A 19,180-nucleotide genomic window follows, 5' to 3' on the forward strand; every position below is an offset into this window, starting at 1 on the left:
GAAAGACCATAAAGAATCCCCCCAGCCGCGCAGCCAGGGGGAAGTCGTTGCCCGGAGACTCGGGCCAGCGGTTTACCTGTGACAGATTAACGCGACAGCCACTGCTGTCCTAGCAGATCGGCAGTGATAATCGCCGCATAAACGCTGTCTGGTGTGACCGGGAACGGCATATTGTGGATGGTTTCGCCTTCCACACAGGCCGCCTCGGCAACCGCCTGAATTTTTTTCTCGATATCCTGTTTCACGCCCATTTGCCCCAGGGTGACAGGCAATCCTACTTTCTGGCAGAACGCCAGCACGGTTTCGATCTCTTCTGTCGGGCTGTTCTGCAAAATTAACTGGGATAACGTACCAAACGCGACCTTTTCACCGTGATAAAGGTGATGGCACTCTTCCAGTACGGTAAACGCATTATGAATGGCATGCGCGGCGGCAAGACCACTGCTTTCAAAGCCAATCCCGCTGAGGTAAGTGTTGGCCTCAACGATACGTTCCAGCGCATCTGTTACCACGCCTGCCTGAGCCGCAAAGCGAGCCTTTTCGCCTTCCGCCAGGAGCGTTTCATAGCACAGCCGCGCCAGGCTTAACGCTGCGGCCGTCGACTTGCCGCCTGCCATGCTGGTTGCGCCAGAATCGTAACAGGCTTTGGCTTCAAACCAGGTGGACAGGGCATCGCCCATTCCCGCGACCAGTAAACGTACCGGTGCTTTGGCAATGATCGTAGTATCCATCACGACCATATCGGGGTTTTTGGGATAGATCAGATACTCTGCAAACTCACCGGTTTCGGTGTAAATAACCGACAATGCGCTGGTGGGCGCGTCGGTGGAGGCGATGGTGGGGATAACCACCACTGGCAGTTTGAGATACCACGCAATCGCCTTGGCCGTATCCAGCGTTTTACCGCCCCCTAATCCGATGACGCCGCGGCAGCCGTTTTGTTCTGCTAACGTCATCAGCCGGTTGATTTCAGTCCGGCAACATTCCCCGCTGAAACGTTCTGCATGACAGGTGACGTCATGTTCAGCAAGGCCGCTCAACACCTTATCGCCCGCCATGTTCATTACAAAGTCATCGGCAATCACAAAAAAACGATCGGCCAGGTTCTTTGCGTACTGGCCGAAGGACATGGCGGCATTGGGGCCCTGAATATATTTCGCTGGAGACTGGATAATTTTTGGCATTCCTTTCACCCTCAAGTAAGAACATGTTCGCATAGTGAACGCTGGCATCTCTCTGGCTCGGCTTGCAGTGAAAGCCGAATGATGGCCGACGTCGCGTTTCACTTTACGCGCGACATGGAGGTGAAAAAGTTTTGCGGCCAACGTTCTGATATGGAACACCTTACCGCTCCGCACGTTTCATACTGGAACAATAAACCAGGTTTGAATGCTATGTTGCGATCGCGATCGTCTCCAGCAGTGTAAAACGGCAAAATGCGGCGACGATTTTCCTTACTACATGACGCGCGATGCTGTCTGCCGCTAAAAAACCTGCCTGCTCAACGGTCTTTATTTATCGCTTCCGCTGTCATGACTTGCTTTGCCTCTCATTTTCACCCAACAGACGTGTGATATGTTTCATTATGGAACATAAAAAACCTCACGATGTTCCGTTATGAAACTCTTCATCCTGACATTTTTTTTCTCGTCGACTCCATGAGAATCAGTGCGTCGACGAGCGGTCTGCCGCCGTTACCGTTCCCCCCGTAATCGGATTGTCTTTGCCTCAGGCAGAGTGACAGCTAACCGTATCCAACGGAGCATAAAGAATGAAAAAGCTGATTAACCGTGTGGAAGATGTATTGAGTGAACAACTGGCAGGATTGGCAAAAGCCCATCCTGAACTGACGCTTCATCAGGATCCCGTCTGCATGACGCGAGCCGATGCGCCTGTAGTGGGAAAGGTTGCGCTACTTTCGGGCGGCGGCAGCGGCCATGAGCCGATGCACTGCGGTTTTATTGGTCATGGCATGCTGTCTGGCGCCTGCCCCGGCGAAATCTTTACCTCACCCACGCCAGACAAAATGTTTGAGTGCGCCATGAAAATTGACGGCGGTGAGGGCGTACTGATGATCATTAAAAACTACACCGGCGATATCCTCAACTTTGAAACGGCAACCGAACTGCTGCACGAAAGCGGCGTGAAGGTCACGACGATAGTCGTGGATGATGATGTCGCCGTAAAAGACAGCCTGTATACGGCTGGACGTCGTGGCGTGGCAAATACCGTGCTGATTGAAAAACTGGTTGGCGCTGCCGCAGAGCGGGGCGATTCCCTTGAAGCCTGCGCTGCGCTGGGACGTAAGCTGAATAACTGTGGTCACTCTATTGGCATCGCGCTGGGCGCCTGTACCGTTCCCGCTGCAGGAAAGCGCTCGTTTGAACTTCAGGACAATGAAATGGAGTTTGGTGTCGGTATTCATGGCGAGCCGGGTATCGATCGCCGCACCTTTACTTCGCTGGATAACACGGTCGATGAGATGTTTGAAACCCTGCTGGAGAATGGCACCTACAGCCGCCCGCTGCGTCACTGGGATGTCGAGACCGGTAGCTGGCAAGAAGTGCAGCACACCAAGCAGGCTTTAACGCGCGGCGACAGAGTCATTGCGCTGGTCAATAACCTGGGCGCGACGCCGCTATCAGAATTATATGGCGTGTACAACCGCCTGGCGCAGCGTTGTGAAGAGCAGGGGATCACCCTTGAGCGCAGTCTGGTAGGCAGTTACTGCACTTCACTGGATATGGTGGGCTTTTCCATCACGTTGCTGAGCGTGGACGATGATTCCCTGGCGCTGTGGGATGCGCCGGTCCATACACCAGCCCTGAACTGGGGCCAATAAGGAGATCGATATGTCACTGACCCGCGCCCAAATTGTGAGCTGGCTTTACCGCTGTGGTGAAGTTTTTACCCGTGAAAGTGATTTTTTGACCGGACTGGATCGTGAAATCGGCGATGCCGATCACGGGTTAAATATGCATCGGGGATTCAGTAAAGTTGTCGAGAAGCTGCCTTCTGTCGAAGATAAAGATATCGGCTTTATTCTTAAAAATACCGGTATGACGCTGCTCTCAAACGTAGGCGGAGCCAGCGGGCCGCTGTTTGGTACGTTCTTTATTCGTGCGGCTCAGGTTACCCAGGCGCACCAGAGCCTGACGCTGGAAGAGCTTTATCAGATGATTCGTGAAGGGGCGGAAGGGGTCATTAACCGCGGTAAAGCCGAGCCTGGCGATAAAACCATGTGCGACGTCTGGCTCGCGGTCGTGGCGTCACTGCGTCAGTCTAGTGAGCAGAATGTCTCACTCACCGCCGCTCTTGATGCCGCCTGCCAACAGGCGGAGTCAGCCGCCCAGTCAACCATCACCATGCAGGCCCGCAAAGGGCGCGCCAGCTATCTGGGTGAGCGCAGTATCGGTCATCAGGATCCCGGTGCAACCTCGGTCATGTTCATGATGCAAATGCTGGCCGCCGCCGCCAGGGAGTAAGGAGAGAGGAATGGTAAACCTGGTGATCGTGTCACACAGTGCAATGTTAGGCGAGGGCGTGGAAATGCTGGCCCGGCAAATGTTAACCGGCGATAACTGCAGGATCGCGGTCGCCGCCGGCATTGACGATCCTGATCATCCCATCGGCACGGATCCGATAAAAGTGATGGAGGCGATTGAGGCTGTCGCGGATACCGATCATGTGCTGGTCATGATGGATATGGGAAGTGCCCTGCTCAGTGCTGAGACGGCACTTGATCTGCTCGATCCGGTCATTGCTGAAAAAGTGCGCCTGTGTGCAGCACCGCTGGTGGAAGGCACGCTGGCGGCCACCGTCAGCGCGGCGGCGGGAGCGGACATCGACACAGTCATTGACGTTGCCATGAATGCGCTGGCGGCGAAACAGGCCCAGTTAGGGATAACGCCTCCCGCGCACGCCGCTTCGCTGCCCGCAAAAGCGCCTGATTCGGACGCGCGTTCGGTTACGGTCACCATCAGGAACCACCACGGTCTGCACGTTCGTCCTGCTTCGCGGCTGGTCGCTGCACTGGCGGGAATGAACGCTGATCTGGTGTTAGAGAAACAGGGGCAGTGCGTGAAGCCAGACAGCCTCAACCAGATTGCTCTGCTTCAGGTTCGCTGTCATGACGCCGTTACCTTGTCGGCGAGTGGGCCCGATGCTGAGCGTGCCCTGGCGGCATTTGAATCCCTTGCGGCGGAAGATTTTGGCGAGCATCCCGAGTCGATGGCGTTAAAAACATCGGCGTCCACCGTCGAAAAGGTACAGGGTAAAGCGGTGTTTTATCCCCTGCCGCTGGCGCAGCCTGCCAGGCACCCTTGCAGCGATGTCGGGCAGGAAGAGCGGCGGCTGCAGCAGGCGATAGTAGATACGCTCAATGACCTGAATGCGCTGGCTGCCCTGGCAGAGAAGAAATATGGTGCTTCGGTGGCGGCTATTTTCTCAGGCCATCACACGTTGCTGGACGATCCCGACCTGTTTGACGCTGCCTGTAAGGTCATCCGTAATGACTCGTGTTGCGCTGAATCAGCCTGGTATCAGGTGCTAATGGAATTAAGCCAGCAATATCAGCACCTGGATGATGCGTATTTGCAGGCGCGGTTTATTGATATCGAAGACATACTGTATCGTACTCTGTGTCATCTGAAAGGGCGCGACATCAGGCTGCCGACACCAGACGTGCCCGCCATTATCGTGGCAGACGATATCTTTCCGTCAGCGGTCGTTAATCTGAATGCGCAACTGGTAAAAGGCATTTGCCTGCGGGAGGGCAGCACGCTGTCACATGCCGCAATCATTGCTCAGCAGGCCGGTATTGCCTTTATCTGTCAGCAGGGCGCAGTGCTGGATATCATTCAGCCAGAGGACAGGCTATTGATTGATCCCGCTGCACAGCGCGTGAGTTGCGCATAACGCTAGTGTTCATTAGCCTCTGGTATCTGTTTCAGGGGCTTTAATTTATTTGGCCCTGACAAAAAATTTCAGTTAAATCTCTTTTTGTTCCCTTAACCTTTCGACAACTCCCCTCTCATTTTGGCGCATTTTTATCCAATAATTACTCGATATTTCAATCAGAAAACATAAATAAATCGCGTCCCACAAATGGGTTTCCGCCAGAGACTACCTTGGGATTTCATGTTTATTTTTATTCGGGAAAGGCTCAAGGGAGTGCATTTTAGTTAAGGGGATATTTTTAAAATCATATTTGGGTTAAGGCGGGAAACAGTGAGTGATTAAATAAAATATATATCAAGCTGTCGTCTTTTACTTTTATCAGGAATTTTCCAATAGTTTAGGTGATATTATGCTTTCACTGCTTTACAAAAAACTTACATTTCTTTTCATTGGGCTTACCTATGAGAGCAAAGACAGGGAAGTGGCTGGCGTTGAGCGCCGCGCTTATCACGGTAAGCGCACTGGCTGCGCCGTTGACGCCAGGCGATCGCGATTATATCCAGACTCAGCAACAGCAACGCCTGCAGCAGGATCAGCAGCAGCGTGATGCACTCTGGCAAGCTGTGTCACCGCGTATAGTCCCCGCTCCCCGTGCTGATGCGTCAGGCCGTTGCTTTACTATTCATCAGATCATAATCCGCAACGCCACACTGCTTTCCGCCAGCCAGCAGCAGTCACTGACTTCTGCTTACGTCAATCGTTGTCTGGACTTAACGCAAATTAATGCGCTGGTACATGCGATTTCCGACTGGTATATGCAAAGGGGTTATATTACCAGCCGGGCTTTTTTAACAGAACAGGATCTCTCTTCTGGCCAGCTAATTATTCCCGTGCTGGAAGGCAAACTGGACACCATTATTCTGGACGGTAAACATCCACGCCTGTTGCGCATGGTATTTCCGGGGCTGGAAGGAAAAATCCTGAACCTGCGCGATATTGAGCAGGGCATGGAGCAGATTAATCGCGTACGCACGGTACCTGTTCAAATCGAAATTCAGCCGTCACCTAAACCGGGTTATTCTATTGTTAATCTGACAGCAAAACCTGAATTTCCCCTCAGCGCGACCTTGGGTTTTGATAACAGCGGGCAGCGCAGCACCGGCCTGGGCCAGCTTAACGCCTCTCTGACCGGAAATAATCTTTTGGGGCTGGCGGATCGCTGGTTTGTCAGTGGTGGGCGCAGCAGCGCATTCAGCCACTGGCGCGATGCGCAGAACTTACAGGCCGGCGTCAGCGTGCCTTATGGTTATGGCCTGCTGGATTACAGCTACAGCTGGAGCAACTACCACAGCCATTTTATCAATAACGATTTCACGTGGTTCAGCAACGGCGACAATATTGCACATCGCCTTAACGGCTCCTGGGTTTTATTTCGCAACGGCGATATCAAAACGGGCGTGCAGATTGGCCTGAATCACTATTCCAGCCACAACTATCTCAACGATGCGCCTCTGGTAAGCAGTAGCCGCAAATTAACCAGCCTGCAGTTTGGCCTGAACCACACTCAGAAAATTGCCGGTGGCGTCGCCACGCTTAACCCATCGTTTAGCCGCGGTATGCCGTGGTTTGATGCCGAAAGCGATGAAGGCAAAAACGGTAACCTGCCGAAAGCAGAGTTTCGTAAATGGAGCATCAGCGCCAGCTATCAAAAACCGCTCACCAACAAGCTGTGGTGGCTAAGCAGCCTTTACGGACAGTGGTCACCCGATCACCTTTACGGTAGCGAACGACTCACGCTGGGCGGCGACAGCTCTGTGCGTGGCTTCAAAGAGCAATACCTGTCGGGCGATGTAGGCGGTTACTTACGCAATGAGCTGGATTACAGCCTGTTTACGTTACCTGGGCTGGGTGAAGTCACCGCACTGGCGGCGGTGGACGGCGGCTGGCTGAGAAGCGATCCGCAAAACCCACAGTTTACCGGCACGCTCTGGGGCGGTGCCGTGGGGCTTGGCACTCGCAATCAACATTTTTACACCCAGTATACCGTCGGCATTCCGCTCAGCTATCCCGGCTATTTACAGCCGGATCACGTCAGCATTTACGCCCGCGTCGGGCTGGTATTCTAAAAGAGGAACTGATTATGGACGATCGTCAGCCTGTTTCCCTTGCCCGTCGCGCGCTGAGCTATCTCATCTGCTATCTGGTGGCGGTGCAACCGATGCTGCCCGTGATGGCTGCTGAAATCACGCCAGTCACGCCAGGCACCAGGATGGATGCGGCAGGCAATGGCGTGCCCGTGGTCAATATTGCAACGCCGAATCAGGCGGGTGTTTCTCATAACCAGTACGATCAATATAACGTGGGGCAACAGGGCCTTATCCTCAACAACGCCACTGGCCAGCTCACGCAGACCCAGCTTGGCGGGCTGATCCAGAACAACCCCAACCTTAAAGCCGGACAGGAAGCGCGCGCCATTATTAACGAAGTGGTGGGGGCCAATCGTTCACAGCTGCAGGGCTATACCGAAGTGGCCGGTAAAGCCGCCAACGTTATGGTGGCTAACCCCTACGGCATTACCTGTAACGGCTGTGGCTTTATCAATACGCCCAACGTGACGCTGACCACCGGTAAACCGCAGTTTGATGCCAACGGCAACCTGGCCGCGCTGGAGGTCAGTAAAGGCACCATTACCATTGAGGGCCAGGGACTGGACGGCAGTAAAGCCGATGCTGTGTCGATTGTGGCACGCGCAACGGAAATCAATGCCGGGATTCACGCCAAAGATCTCACCGTGACGCTGGGAGCAAATCGCGTCGGGCAGGATGGATCGATAACGCCCATTAACGGCGAAGGGCCTGCGCCCGGCGTGGCGGTCGATACCAGCGCTCTGGGCGGCATGTACGCCAACCGCATTCATCTGGTGTCGAGCGAAAAAGGCGTCGGCGTCAATCTGGGTAACTTACTGGCCAGACAGGGCGATATCACCCTGGATGCGAACGGGAAACTGGCGGTGCATAACAGTCTCAGCAGCGGGGCACTGACCGCCAGTGCGCAAAGCGTAGAGCTGAGCGGGGAACATAAATCCGCTGGCCCGGCGACGATAACCGCACAAAACGCTATCAGTCTGCACGATGGGAGCCTGGGGAGCGATCGCGCTGTTTCATTGCAGGGCGGCAAGCGCCTGCAAATCAACAGTGGCAAGATCGTGGCCGGTGACAGCATCAACCTTGCCGCGACCAGCCTGTCGGTGGACAGCGGCAGTGCGCTCAACGCCACCAATAACATCTCGTTCAACGCGCAGCCAGACTTCACCGGCGGCTTAAGCCTGGACCCGGCCGGTCAGTTTGATAATGCCGGGCAGTTTAAGGCGGGGAATAATCTTTCTCTGAATGCTTTCACGATCGGTAACACAGGATCGTTGTCAGCAAAAGGGCAACTGTCCACGGTCAGCAACAACGTGACTAACCAGGGCGCCTTGCAGGGCAATGCGATCCGGCTCAAGAGTGATGCACTAAATAACAGCGGTACGCTGCAGGGTGCTGATGCACTCACGCTGGAGACGATGACGCTTAATAACAGTGGTTCGCTGACGGCACCGCAGCTGACGCTCAACAGCGATGCCATCACCAACAGCGGTCTGTTGCAGGGTACGCAGAATCTGACGTTGTTAAGCCAGCATCTGACTAACTTAAAAAAGGGCAGTATTGCGACGGCGGGCGATTTGACGCTCAACCTGCCTGACTTCAGCAACAGCGGGCTGCTGAGCACGGAGGGTGCACTGCACCTGAGCGGCAACAGTCTCGTCAACGATGGCGAAATCAACGCCAGCACGCTTCATTCTGACAACGGTCAACTGACCAACCTCACAGATGGCAAACTGCTGGCGACAGGCTCACTGCAACTGACAAACGACCAGCTTACTAACAGTGGGCAGATTGCCGCGAATCAGTCTGAGCTCACGGCCGCTACGTTAAATAACGCAGGCAGAATTCAGGGCGCCAGCAGCCTGAACCTGAATGCGGACACGACGAATAACCGACAGGGCGGCGAACTACTGACCTCAGGGCAACTGACGCTTAACGGCGGTGACCTGAATAACGCGGGATTAATTCAGGCAGATAAACTGGCTCTGACAGTGGGCAACTGGCAAAACAGCGGCAATGCGCTCAGTGCAGGCGATGCCACGCTGAAGGCGAAAACCCTGACCAACAGCGGCAAGATAATGGGTCAGCAAAGCGTCGATCTGCAGGGAAATACCACAGACAACAGCGGCTGGTTACTGGCAAAAGTGCTGGCCTTTCAGGGCGATTTAATCAACAGCGGACTGATTCAGGGCGATACGGCGCTGACGTTGAAAGGCGGCAGTCTGAGCAATCAGGCGACGGGCCAGTTGCAGACGGCGGGCAACGCTGACATTACGGCCTCCTCTCTGAACAACCAGGGACAGCTGCAGGGCGATAATCTGGCTGTCACAGCACAAAGCTGGCAAAACAGCGGCAGTGCGCAGGCCACAAAAAATATCACCGCCTCTGTGGCTGGGGAGCTTAACAACGGTGGCACCCTGACGGCCCAGCAGGCAATGAACCTGCAGGCTGGCAACGTCACCAATGCGGGCACGCTTGCTGCGGATCAGCTAACTATTCAGGCTCCCCAGCTCAGTAATGCTGGCCTGCTACAGGGCAACAGCGCACTGGCGATAACCAGCGCGCAAATTGCTAACCTGGCGAACGGTCGGCTTGTCAGCGGAAGCGGACTGAGCCTGGCACCTGTCCAGTTGGTAAATGATGGGCTGTTACAGGTGGCGGGCACCTTCAGCGTCAATGGCGGTGATTTTACCAATAACGGCCAGGTGAATGCGGACGCGTTGAATACCGCGCTGACCGGCACGCTGAATAATGGCGTAAACGGCAAGCTGCTTGCGCGTCAGCTGGCGCAGGTCCAGGCGCAGTCACTGACTAACGCCGGTAGCGTTGCAGGCCAGCAATTGCAGATAACGGGCGATACATTACAAAATCAGGGGCTGCTACAGGGCGATAACGCGCTGACGGCAGGGTTCCGTCAGCTGGATAACCTTGCGGGCGGCCAACTGATTACTGGTGGCGCACTGACGTTACAGGGTACGGACGCCCGTAACGCCGGAACCTGGCAGGGCAGCCAGCTCAGTTACCGTTTCGGCAGCTTAAAAAACACCGGTACCCTCAATGGCACTGGTGCACTGGACGGGCAAACCACGGGGCTGCTGGATAACAGCGGCAACCTGATTACGGGCGGCAACGCCAGCCTGAATGCCGAGAGCCTGACTAACAGTGGCAAAATCATGGCAAGCGGGCTGACGCTGCGTGCCGGATCGCTGAATAACAGCGGCCTGTGGCAGGGCAGTACTTCACTGGACGCGCTTAGTACTGGCGATCTCACCCAGTCTTCAACAGGCAGAGCGTTAAGCGGTGGCGATCTGCTGCTTGGCGCGGCGACATTAAACACGGCTGGCACCCTGCAGGGGGTGAATGCCGAGATAACGTCTGGTAGCTGGCAAAATCAGGGATCGCTGCTGAGCACCGGCGATCTCAGCGCCGCGATTGATAGCAACCTTACGAATGGTGGATCTCTACTCAGTCAGGGCGGTGCACAACTCAGTGCGCAAAATCTGGTGAATACCGGCTCTGTCCTCGCCGAAAAAGCCATGACGCTTAACGGCGGTTCGCTGAACAACAGCGGCGCCATTCAGGGCGATACGCTGTCGGTTACTCCCGCAAGCGTGACCAACCAGGGCAACCTTATCGGTCTGAAATCCCTGACGCTCGGACCGGCCCCGCAGCGGTTCAGAATGCTGCTGGCGCAGAGCGCTCCGACGCGTGAACTTGTGAATAACGCGGGAGGACAGCTTCTCACGCAGGGCGCGTTAACGATTACGGCCGATAACGTCACCAACAACGGATCGTGGCAGGGGCAACAGATCCTGCTGAATGCGGCAAAACTGGCCAACGGTGGAGCGATTCAAAGTGCCGATGGCCTGCAACTTACCCTGAGCGACAGGCTGGATGCCGCCGCAGGCAGCAAGATCTCTGCCAACGGCACCGCAGCCTTACAGGCGCTGACGCTGGCGAATCAGGGGCAATGGGTGGCTAAAAACCTTACCCTGAAAGGCGACACGCTAAACAATAACGGGGAAATTACTGGCGCGGACAGCCTTAGCGTGCAGCTCAACGGCGCGCTGACACAGCAGCAGGATAAGAACCTGCTCAGTGCCGGAAAAATCAGCCTGCAGTCGGCATCGCTGAATAATTTGGGCCGTATTCAGGGAAGCGATCTTCAGATTAACACCGGTGCGTTAGATAACGCGGGCCGCCTACAGGGTGACAATAACCTGCTGCTCAGCGCCACCGGGCATCTCACCAACGCCGCGAATGGCACTCTGGTTTCTCAGAACGCGCTGACGCTGACCACACCAGATCTCTATAACTATGGTCTGATTCAGGGCGTTGGTGGCACAGTCAACGCCACAAACTCAGCCACCAACAATGGCAGATTACTGGCTGGCGGCGCGTTGACCTTTACCACACCGCAACTGGTGAATAATGGCTGGCTGCAGGCCGGACAGCTCACGCTGAACGCGTCCGGCTTAACTAACAACGGTACGCTGCTTGCCGATCAACAGGGCACCCTGAACGGCACCAATTTCCAGAACCAGGGCATGGCGCAGGGCGGCAACCTGGCCGTTAATTATCAGAATCTCGGTAACAGCGGCACCGTGCTCGGCACCGGACAACTGAACGTGAATGCCGCGCAGGTCAACCTGACCGGATCGGGACGGCTGTTCAGCGGCGGCGGTTTGACGCTGGTGAGTAACGGCTTTGACCAGTTCGGCCAGGTCGTTGCGCTGGGCGATGTGCTAGTGAATCTGGCGAACAGCTTCGTCAGTCATAACACGCTGGCAGCGGGCAACCGACTAACGCTTAACAGCAACGGCTCGCTGGAAAATCAGAGCACAATGCAGGGCCAGGGCGTGACGCTGAATGCGGGCGGCGACCTCACCAACAACGGCCAGATCACCACCGGCGGCGCTGACAGCAGCCTGACAGGCAACCGCATCGCCATGAACGGTGCTGGCAGCCTGCAGGGCGGCGGCAACGTTACCCTGAACAGCCGTAGCGATGTCACCCTGGACGGTTTTACCGGCACGCTCGGTAACCTGACCATCAGCACGCCAGGCAGCCTGGTCAACACGGCGCTGCTTTACGCCGGGCAGAATCTCTATTTATTAGCCAACAGCATTCGTAACCAGCGTGGCGATATTCTGGCGGGCAACAGCCTGTGGATGCAGCGCGATGGCGCGGGCAATGCCAACGGGGAAGTGATCAACACCTCTGGGACGATTGAGACGCAGGGTGGGGATATTAATATCAATACTGGGCATTTGTTGAATACGCGGGATGGGTTGCAGGTTACACAAACTAATAATCCTAATCCCACAAAAGTAGGCGCTGGTAACGCCTATATAAATTTTTCTATATGGGAACTTAATCCTGGAGATTATGGCACTGCAATAGTAACCATCAATCATCCAGCCCAACCTAACTGTGATTCAGGTAAGGGGGCCACAAAATGCCACGGCACAACTACAACTGAAACTGTATATGCCCCTAATATAAAACTCGAAACGCAAAAAGTTATTCTTTCCAGTTCAACCTTGAGTGTCATAGCAAATGGTGGAGTCGCACGCTTAGCTTCAGGAAGAGATCTTGTTATAAATGCAAATGGGCTAGATAACCAAGCCAGCAATATTTTATCTCAAAGAAATACTGTTCTTTCAGGTGGGTACTTTAATAATCAATCTTGGCAAGCAGGTACTCAAAATAATTTTGCTATATATAAGTACACAGGTGTTTTTGCAACTACTCCGATACCTAATAATCAAAGGACAGTGGATGGTGCTATTGGCAATAATATACCTTATCAACTCGTTGGGCATGAAAATAACTTTACGGCGGGTGAACTTTATCGCGCAGTTATTCAGGCCGGAGGCAACATCAGTGCCAATTTCTCCAGCAATATTAGTAATACCAACACCACAGCAAACGCAGGCTGGACCGGAAATACACTATCCACTCCCGGTATAAGAGGACTAGCCTCATTTAGCCAGTCGGGTGCACAACAACGTCAGCAGATTGCCGGAGCAGAAAAGGTTACGGTTAATTCTCCTCAGTGGCGCGATCAGCTTCAGGGTGCCTTGCAGCAGGTCAATGGTAATAGTTCACTGGATAGCAGCGCATCTGATAAGGCCTCGCTTGTTACTCATGCATCGGATAGCTTTGGTCGTGCCGATTTAAGTCAGTCAGGTAGACTGATTTCCGATCCTGCAGTCAGCACAGCTAATCTACGCAGTTACAAGCCGGCCAGTGTGGACACCAGCGCCTATCCGATTCCGTCTGACGATAACGGCTATTTTGTTTTTGGTAACAGCAAAAGTCCCTATTTAATCACTCTCAATCCAAAACTTAACGGTCTGGGACAACTGGATAACAGCCTGTTTGGCGATCTTAACGCATTGCTTGGCAGGCAGCCGGGACAGGTACCGCAGGAAAGCCGTCAGCTTTATACCGATAAAACCACGTTCCTGGGGTCGTCTTACCTGCTTGATCGTCTGAACCTCAAGCCAAACTATGATTACCGTTTCCTTGGTGATGCGGCCTTTGATACGCGCTATGTCAGTAATGTGGTGTTAAACCAGACCGGCAGCCGTTATCTGAACGGCATTGGTTCCGAACTGGATCAGATGCGCTATCTCATGGATAACGCAGCCTCTGCGCAACGTGCGCTGGGGTTGCAGTTTGGGGTTTCTTTATCTGCGCAGCAGGTAGCCTCGCTTGATAAAAGTATGGTCTGGTGGGAAGCCACGACGATAAATGGCGAGACGGTAATGGTGCCGAAAGTCTATTTATCATCCAAAGATGTGGAAATGCATGACGGCAGCGTGATTGCAGGGAATAACGTGACGCTTTCCGGCGGTGATATTACCAACAACGGCAGTACTGTTACCGCAAAAAATAACCTGACGGTTAGCAGTCAGAACAGCATAAGTAACCTTAATGCAGGCATGCTTTATGCTGGCGAAAATCTGCAGTTGAGCGCGATAAATAACATCAACAATATCAGCTCAAATATTAGTGGTAAAAAGGTTAACCTTGAGAGTGCTAATGGCGACATTAATAATATTACTACCACTGATTTATGGCAATTAGATGCAAAAAGTAATAGTGGTTTAGAGAAAAAATATAGCGAAACATTAACGAAAGCGACAGCCAATATCACTGCAGTAGATTCGCTAAGTCTGAAAGCAGGAAATAGTATTAACGTTACAGGTGCGAATGTTAAAGCGGGTGGCGATCTTCTTCTGGATGCGTGGAAGGATATTGCTATTACAGACAATCAAAATATCAATGATTATTCGCAAACAGTTTATGGTCATGGAAGAGGTTGGGAAGGGAAAGTCATTGGTAGTACCACCCAGACTCAGGTGAGTACAGACAGTAGTACGATTACTGGGGGCAAAAACGTCACTATCCATTCTGGCCGAGATCTGACTGTAACTGCCAGTAATATTAATGCGGCAAATGATGCCAGTCTGATTGCTGGCAACAATCTTAATCTCAATAGCGCTACGAACAGCCAGAGTCGTTCTCAAGGCAATTCATCATCGTCGTCAGTTGGAACTTCGCGAAGTCAGATTAACAGCGGCGGTAATTTGAGTCTCGCCGCTGGTCAGGACATTACCAGTCAGGCTGCAAATATTGCATCTAACGGAGATGTTGCCTTGAAAGCAGGCAACAATATCAATCTCAACAGTTCCAGCAACACTACGAATAGCAGAAGTGGCAACCAGGAATCCCATTCCACTAGTCTGGATCGCACGGCTGTCAGCAGCGGCGGTAATCTCAGCCTGGCTGCCGGTCAGGATATCAACAGTCAGGCCGCCGCCATCGCCGCTACCGGCAATGCCGCGCTGAAAGCGGGCCGTGATATCAACCTGAATGCCGACGCCATCGGTTCTGGCTACAGCGAAAGGGGCGACAAGAAAACTGTTATCAGTGAAACCGTGCGTCAGCAGGGCACCGAGATCGCCAGCGGCGGCAGTACCACTCTGGTAGCCGGTCGCGATATCAATACCGAAGCAACCGATGTGACGGCAAAACAGGATATCGCCCTGCAGGCCGGGCGCGACGTTAACCTGAATACGGCGACCGAAAGCGATTATTACTACAAAGAAGAAACCAAAACTAAAAAAGGCTTCCTGAGTAAAAAGACCACGCACACCATTCAGGAAGACAGTGCCACAAATGAAAAAGGCACCTTGCTGAGCGGCAACAATGTCTCCGTTAAAGCAGGTAATGACCTGCTGGTAAAAGGTTCTCAGGTCGTTGGTGATGGCAATGTGGCACTGGATGCAGGTAACAATGTCGATATTGCTGCCGCAACTAATACCGATTCCACATGGCGTTTTTCGGAAACGAAAAAGAGCGGCCTGATGGGAACGGGCGGCATTGGTATCAGCATCGGTAGTAGTAAATCACTGCAGGAGATGCGCGATAAAGGAACAACACAAAGCCAGAGCATCAGTACCGTCGGCAGTACTAAAGGGAATGTTTCAATTACCGCTGGCAAGCAGTTGCAGGTTAACGGTGCCGATTTGGTGGCGGGCGGTAATATGGCGCTCCAGGGTGATAGCGTTACTGTTACGCCAGGACACGATCTGCGTACCCACGATGAAAGAACGGAGCAACGTACCAGTGGTTTAACGCTGGCGCTGTCTGGTGCGGTAGCGGAAGCCGTGAACAGTGCAGTCGCTGCGGCGCAGTCAGCCAAACAGCAGAGTGATGGTCGTCTGGCCGCGCTTCAGGCGACCAAGGCAGTCTTGTCTGGCGTGCAGGCGAATCAGGCCAGTCAGCTTGCTCAGGTACAGGGTGATCCTAATAACGGCATCGGCATCAGTATTTCACTTTCTACCCAGCAGTCGAAATCGGAGCAGCATCAGCAGTCAGACACGGTTAACGGCTCAACGATCAATGCAGGCCGTAATCTGAGTATCAATGCCACGGGCAAAGGCCAGGGGCCAGACAGCGGCAATCTGGTGATTTCTGGTAGTCAGCTGAAAGCAGGCGGCGATACGACGTTACAGGCGGCAAACGATATCACCCTAACCGGTGCGGCAAACACCCAGCAAACCACAGGTAAAAACAGCAGCAGCGGCGGCGGCATTGGTGTCAGCTTCGGCGTTGGGGCAGGCAGTGCGGGATTAAGCGTCTTTGCCAGCGTCAATGGCGCTAAGGGCAGTGAGAAAGGCAACGGCACGGTCTGGAGCGAAACGACCCTGGACAGCGGCGGCAGGGTTGCCATCAGCAGCGGTCGCGATACCACATTGAGTGGCGCTCAGGTCAATGGCAACAGCGTGAAGGCGGATGTGGGTCGGGATCTGACCATTACCAGCCTGCAGGACAGCGACAAATACGATTCTAAGCAGTCCAGTTTTGGTGCAGGCGGCAGTTTTACCTTTGGCTCAATGACCGGGTCCGGGTATATCAACGCCAGCCAGGACAAGATGCACAGCAATTTCGACAGCGTGAAGGAGCAAAGCGGTCTTTATGCTGGCAATGGCGGCTTTGATGTCACGGTGGGCAACCATACACAGCTTAACGGTGCGGTCATCGCCAGTCAGGCCGATGCGGATAAAAACCGTCTGGATACCGGCACACTGGGCTTTACCGATCTGCATAACGAGGCCGACTACAAAACCGAGCATCAGGGCATTGGCATGAGCTCGGGTGCCAGTCTGGGCGGTCAGTTTGCCGGGAATATGGCTAACACCATGCTGGCAGGCGCAGGTGGAAAAGGGCATGCAGAAGGGACTACCCAGTCAGCAGTGTCTGACGGTACGATAGTGGTGCGCGATCAGGCTAATCAGAAGCAGGATACCGCCACGCTGAGTCGTGTCAGGCTAATCAGAAGCAGGATACCGCCACGCTGAGTCGTGACACGGCGCATGCCAACGACAGCATCAGCCCGATCTTTAACAAAGAGAAAGAACAGCAGCGACTGCAGACCGCGCAGATGATTGGCGAGATTGGCAGTCAGGTGGGCGATATTGTCAAAACACAGGGCGCAATTGAAGCGACGCGTGCTGCAAATAATGACATGAAGCAGGTCAGTCCGGAAAAGCTGCAGCAGGCTAAAAAGGACTGGGAAGAAGCGAATCCGGGTAAGACGCCGACCAGTGAGCAAATCAGCAAACAGGCCTGGCAGAGCTATTACGATAAAGCGCTCAGTGCTTCCCCTTACGCCGTTGGCGGGAGCGTGCAGCGCATTGTCACAGCCGCAACGGCTGCCGTACAGGGACTGGCTTCGGGTGATATCCGCGCCGCCGCTGCCGGTGGCGCAGCCCCCTATATTGCTAACCTGATTGGACATTCAGATTTAGACCCGGCCAGCCGGTTAATGGCGCATGCGGTTGTCAATGCGGCGCTTGCGGCCGCGCAGGACAAAAATATCGCAGCAGGAGCCGCAGGGGCGGTGACAGGCGAGCTGACCGGCATGCTGGCGAGTGAAATCTACGGCAAGAAGCCGTACGAAATGAATGACAGGGAGAAAGAAACCGTCTCGGCGCTGGCAACACTGGCAGCGGGTCTGTCTGGCGGTCTGGCGGGGAGTGGGGCTGCAGATATGGTTGCTGCTGCTCAGGCCGGGAAGGTTACGGTTGAGAATAACTATCTGAGCCAGAAACAGCAGGCGCAGAAAGATAAAGAAATCGCGGAATGTCAGACTGTGGCCTGCAAAGCCGGAGCGCAGGCGAAATGGACAGCGATTGACTTAGGTCAGGATGGCAGCTTTGCGGCGGGTATGGTCGCCGGGGTTCCGGCAGGGCTATATGATGCTGTGGACAGTATCGTGAAAACGGCCAGCAGTCCGGTCGAAACTTACGAAGCACTGAAGACGCTGTTTAACAGCGGTGATGTGCTGGGTAACGTCTCGGATGCGGTGAAGCAGTCTTATATAGATCGCATTGACCGGATGGAAGCAGAGTACCAGAAAGCCGGGGCCAGCGGCTCGTTTAATGCCGGTGTTGAAGGTGGCAAGCTGGTCACCGATATAGCCGGGTTGCTGGCTGGCGGTGCCGGGGTGGTGAAAGGTGGCGCGGTACTGACGGAGAAGGTTGTCGCAAAAACCACTGGTATAGTGGATACAGCATTAAAATCTTCGGTTATTAATAAAATACTGGAAGCAGACCGAATTGGCAGTGGGCTAAAACCAGATCCTACTCATAGAGGTGCAAGTTACCTGAGCCGCGAACAATTGATGGATGGAAAAGTTTTCACTATCAAAGGCGGTGATGGTATAGAAAGGAAATTACTGCAAGCGGAAGGTTCTTTTAATGAGAAGAAAGGTATATTTGAATACATCTATGATAATAAAGGAAACGTCACACACCAAAGATTTATTGAAGGTGGCAGTATTACCGGTGCTCCTAACCAACGATTGCCGAAGGTAAAATGACATGAATTTATATCCAATACCTTTTGATTTTATTGATAAAAATTTTCACCTTTCATGGTGTGATGTAAGGTGGGGTTATGAAAATAACCTCATTACCTCAGACGTACCAATAAAGAAGGCAGAAAAGAATGTATTAACAGGAAGTTATACTAGTCCTGAACTCGAATTGTCATTCGTTATGCCTGATGAAACAAATCACATTGCTCCTTTTCTAAAGGAGTTATGTTCGGAATCTGAGCAGAAAGATGATCCAAAAATCAAAAAAAAGTGGCTATTTATTGTTCTGAGTTGGCTTTGGAATAATCGTAATAGTTTTGACGATCCATTAGCTGAAGTTGAAGTTATTTATGCTGATTTTGATTATCCATATGAAATAGAAAGCTTTATTAAATACATGCCTCCTTCTGATGGATATGATCCATCAACACACTCTCAAATAGAAAATATTAATCATTTAATGAGCGGGTGGGAAAATTATTTAGAAAAAGGATCTTCTGTATTTAAAAGTTAGAGAAATCCCGATCTTTGGTTCGGTGGATGGCAGAGCGCGGCTTCCTTGCCGCGATCTGCCTTCATCAGGTGCGGAGTGCGCGGGGTAAATGGCAGTGCGCCGGGACTGGCCTTATCACTCCTCTGTCAACTGGGTTCTCGGCTTACAGCCATTAAAACATAATGCGGGAGATTATACGCACTCTCGCGGTCAGCCTCAGAACACCACATAACCCTTCCCGTGCGCTTG

8 protein-coding genes are annotated in these 19,180 nt (G+C 53.3%); 7 read left to right on the forward strand and 1 reads right to left on the reverse strand.

The window, feature by feature from the left end; all coding sequences use genetic code 11:
• Window positions 1-86 precede the first annotated feature (86 nt).
• Window positions 87-1,184 carry a glycerol dehydrogenase gene (locus EL29_RS01945; RefSeq protein ID WP_014606491.1) on the reverse strand — a complete coding sequence of 366 codons (1,098 nt, stop codon included), beginning with the start codon at window positions 1,182-1,184 and terminating at the stop codon, window positions 87-89.
• A 587-nt stretch (window positions 1,185-1,771) separates the two neighbouring features.
• Between EL29_RS01945 and dhaK the strand changes: the two genes are divergently transcribed.
• The 7 genes from dhaK to EL29_RS01980 all read left to right on the forward strand — a co-directional run bounded on the left by dhaK (window position 1,772) and on the right by EL29_RS01980 (window position 18,952).
• A complete protein-coding gene (gene dhaK, locus EL29_RS01950; RefSeq protein ID WP_014593024.1) occupies window positions 1,772-2,842 on the forward strand; it encodes a dihydroxyacetone kinase subunit DhaK in 1,071 nt (356 codons plus the stop codon).
• A 10-nt stretch (window positions 2,843-2,852) separates the two neighbouring features.
• A complete protein-coding gene (dhaL, locus tag EL29_RS01955) occupies window positions 2,853-3,485 on the forward strand; it encodes a dihydroxyacetone kinase subunit DhaL (protein WP_013024796.1) in 633 nt (210 codons plus the stop codon).
• A gap of 10 nt (window positions 3,486-3,495) precedes the next feature.
• Window positions 3,496-4,917 carry a dihydroxyacetone kinase phosphoryl donor subunit DhaM gene (gene dhaM / locus EL29_RS01960; RefSeq protein ID WP_028714860.1) on the forward strand — a complete coding sequence of 474 codons (1,422 nt, stop codon included), beginning with the start codon at window positions 3,496-3,498 and terminating at the stop codon, window positions 4,915-4,917.
• Between the two features lie 443 nt (window positions 4,918-5,360).
• Window positions 5,361-7,025, forward strand: a complete 1,665-nt coding sequence (locus EL29_RS01965) for a ShlB/FhaC/HecB family hemolysin secretion/activation protein (RefSeq protein ID WP_014593027.1) — start codon at window positions 5,361-5,363, stop codon at window positions 7,023-7,025.
• Between the two features lie 14 nt (window positions 7,026-7,039).
• The gene (locus EL29_RS01970) at window positions 7,040-16,918 is read left to right on the forward strand and encodes a hemagglutinin repeat-containing protein (protein WP_052656101.1); all 9,879 of its coding nucleotides are present in this window, start codon (window positions 7,040-7,042) and stop codon (window positions 16,916-16,918) included.
• Between the two features lie 83 nt (window positions 16,919-17,001).
• The gene (locus EL29_RS23255; protein WP_028714865.1) at window positions 17,002-18,441 is read left to right on the forward strand and encodes a VENN motif pre-toxin domain-containing protein; all 1,440 of its coding nucleotides are present in this window, start codon (window positions 17,002-17,004) and stop codon (window positions 18,439-18,441) included.
• Between the two features lies 1 nt (window position 18,442).
• Window positions 18,443-18,952, forward strand: coding sequence for a DUF2247 family protein (locus tag EL29_RS01980; protein ID WP_014593030.1), 510 nt, complete (start codon window positions 18,443-18,445; stop codon window positions 18,950-18,952).
• The last annotated feature ends 228 nt before the right edge of the window (window positions 18,953-19,180 follow it).

The organism is Pantoea ananatis LMG 2665, assembly GCF_000710035.2.
GTDB classification, from domain to species: domain Bacteria; phylum Pseudomonadota; class Gammaproteobacteria; order Enterobacterales; family Enterobacteriaceae; genus Pantoea; species Pantoea ananatis.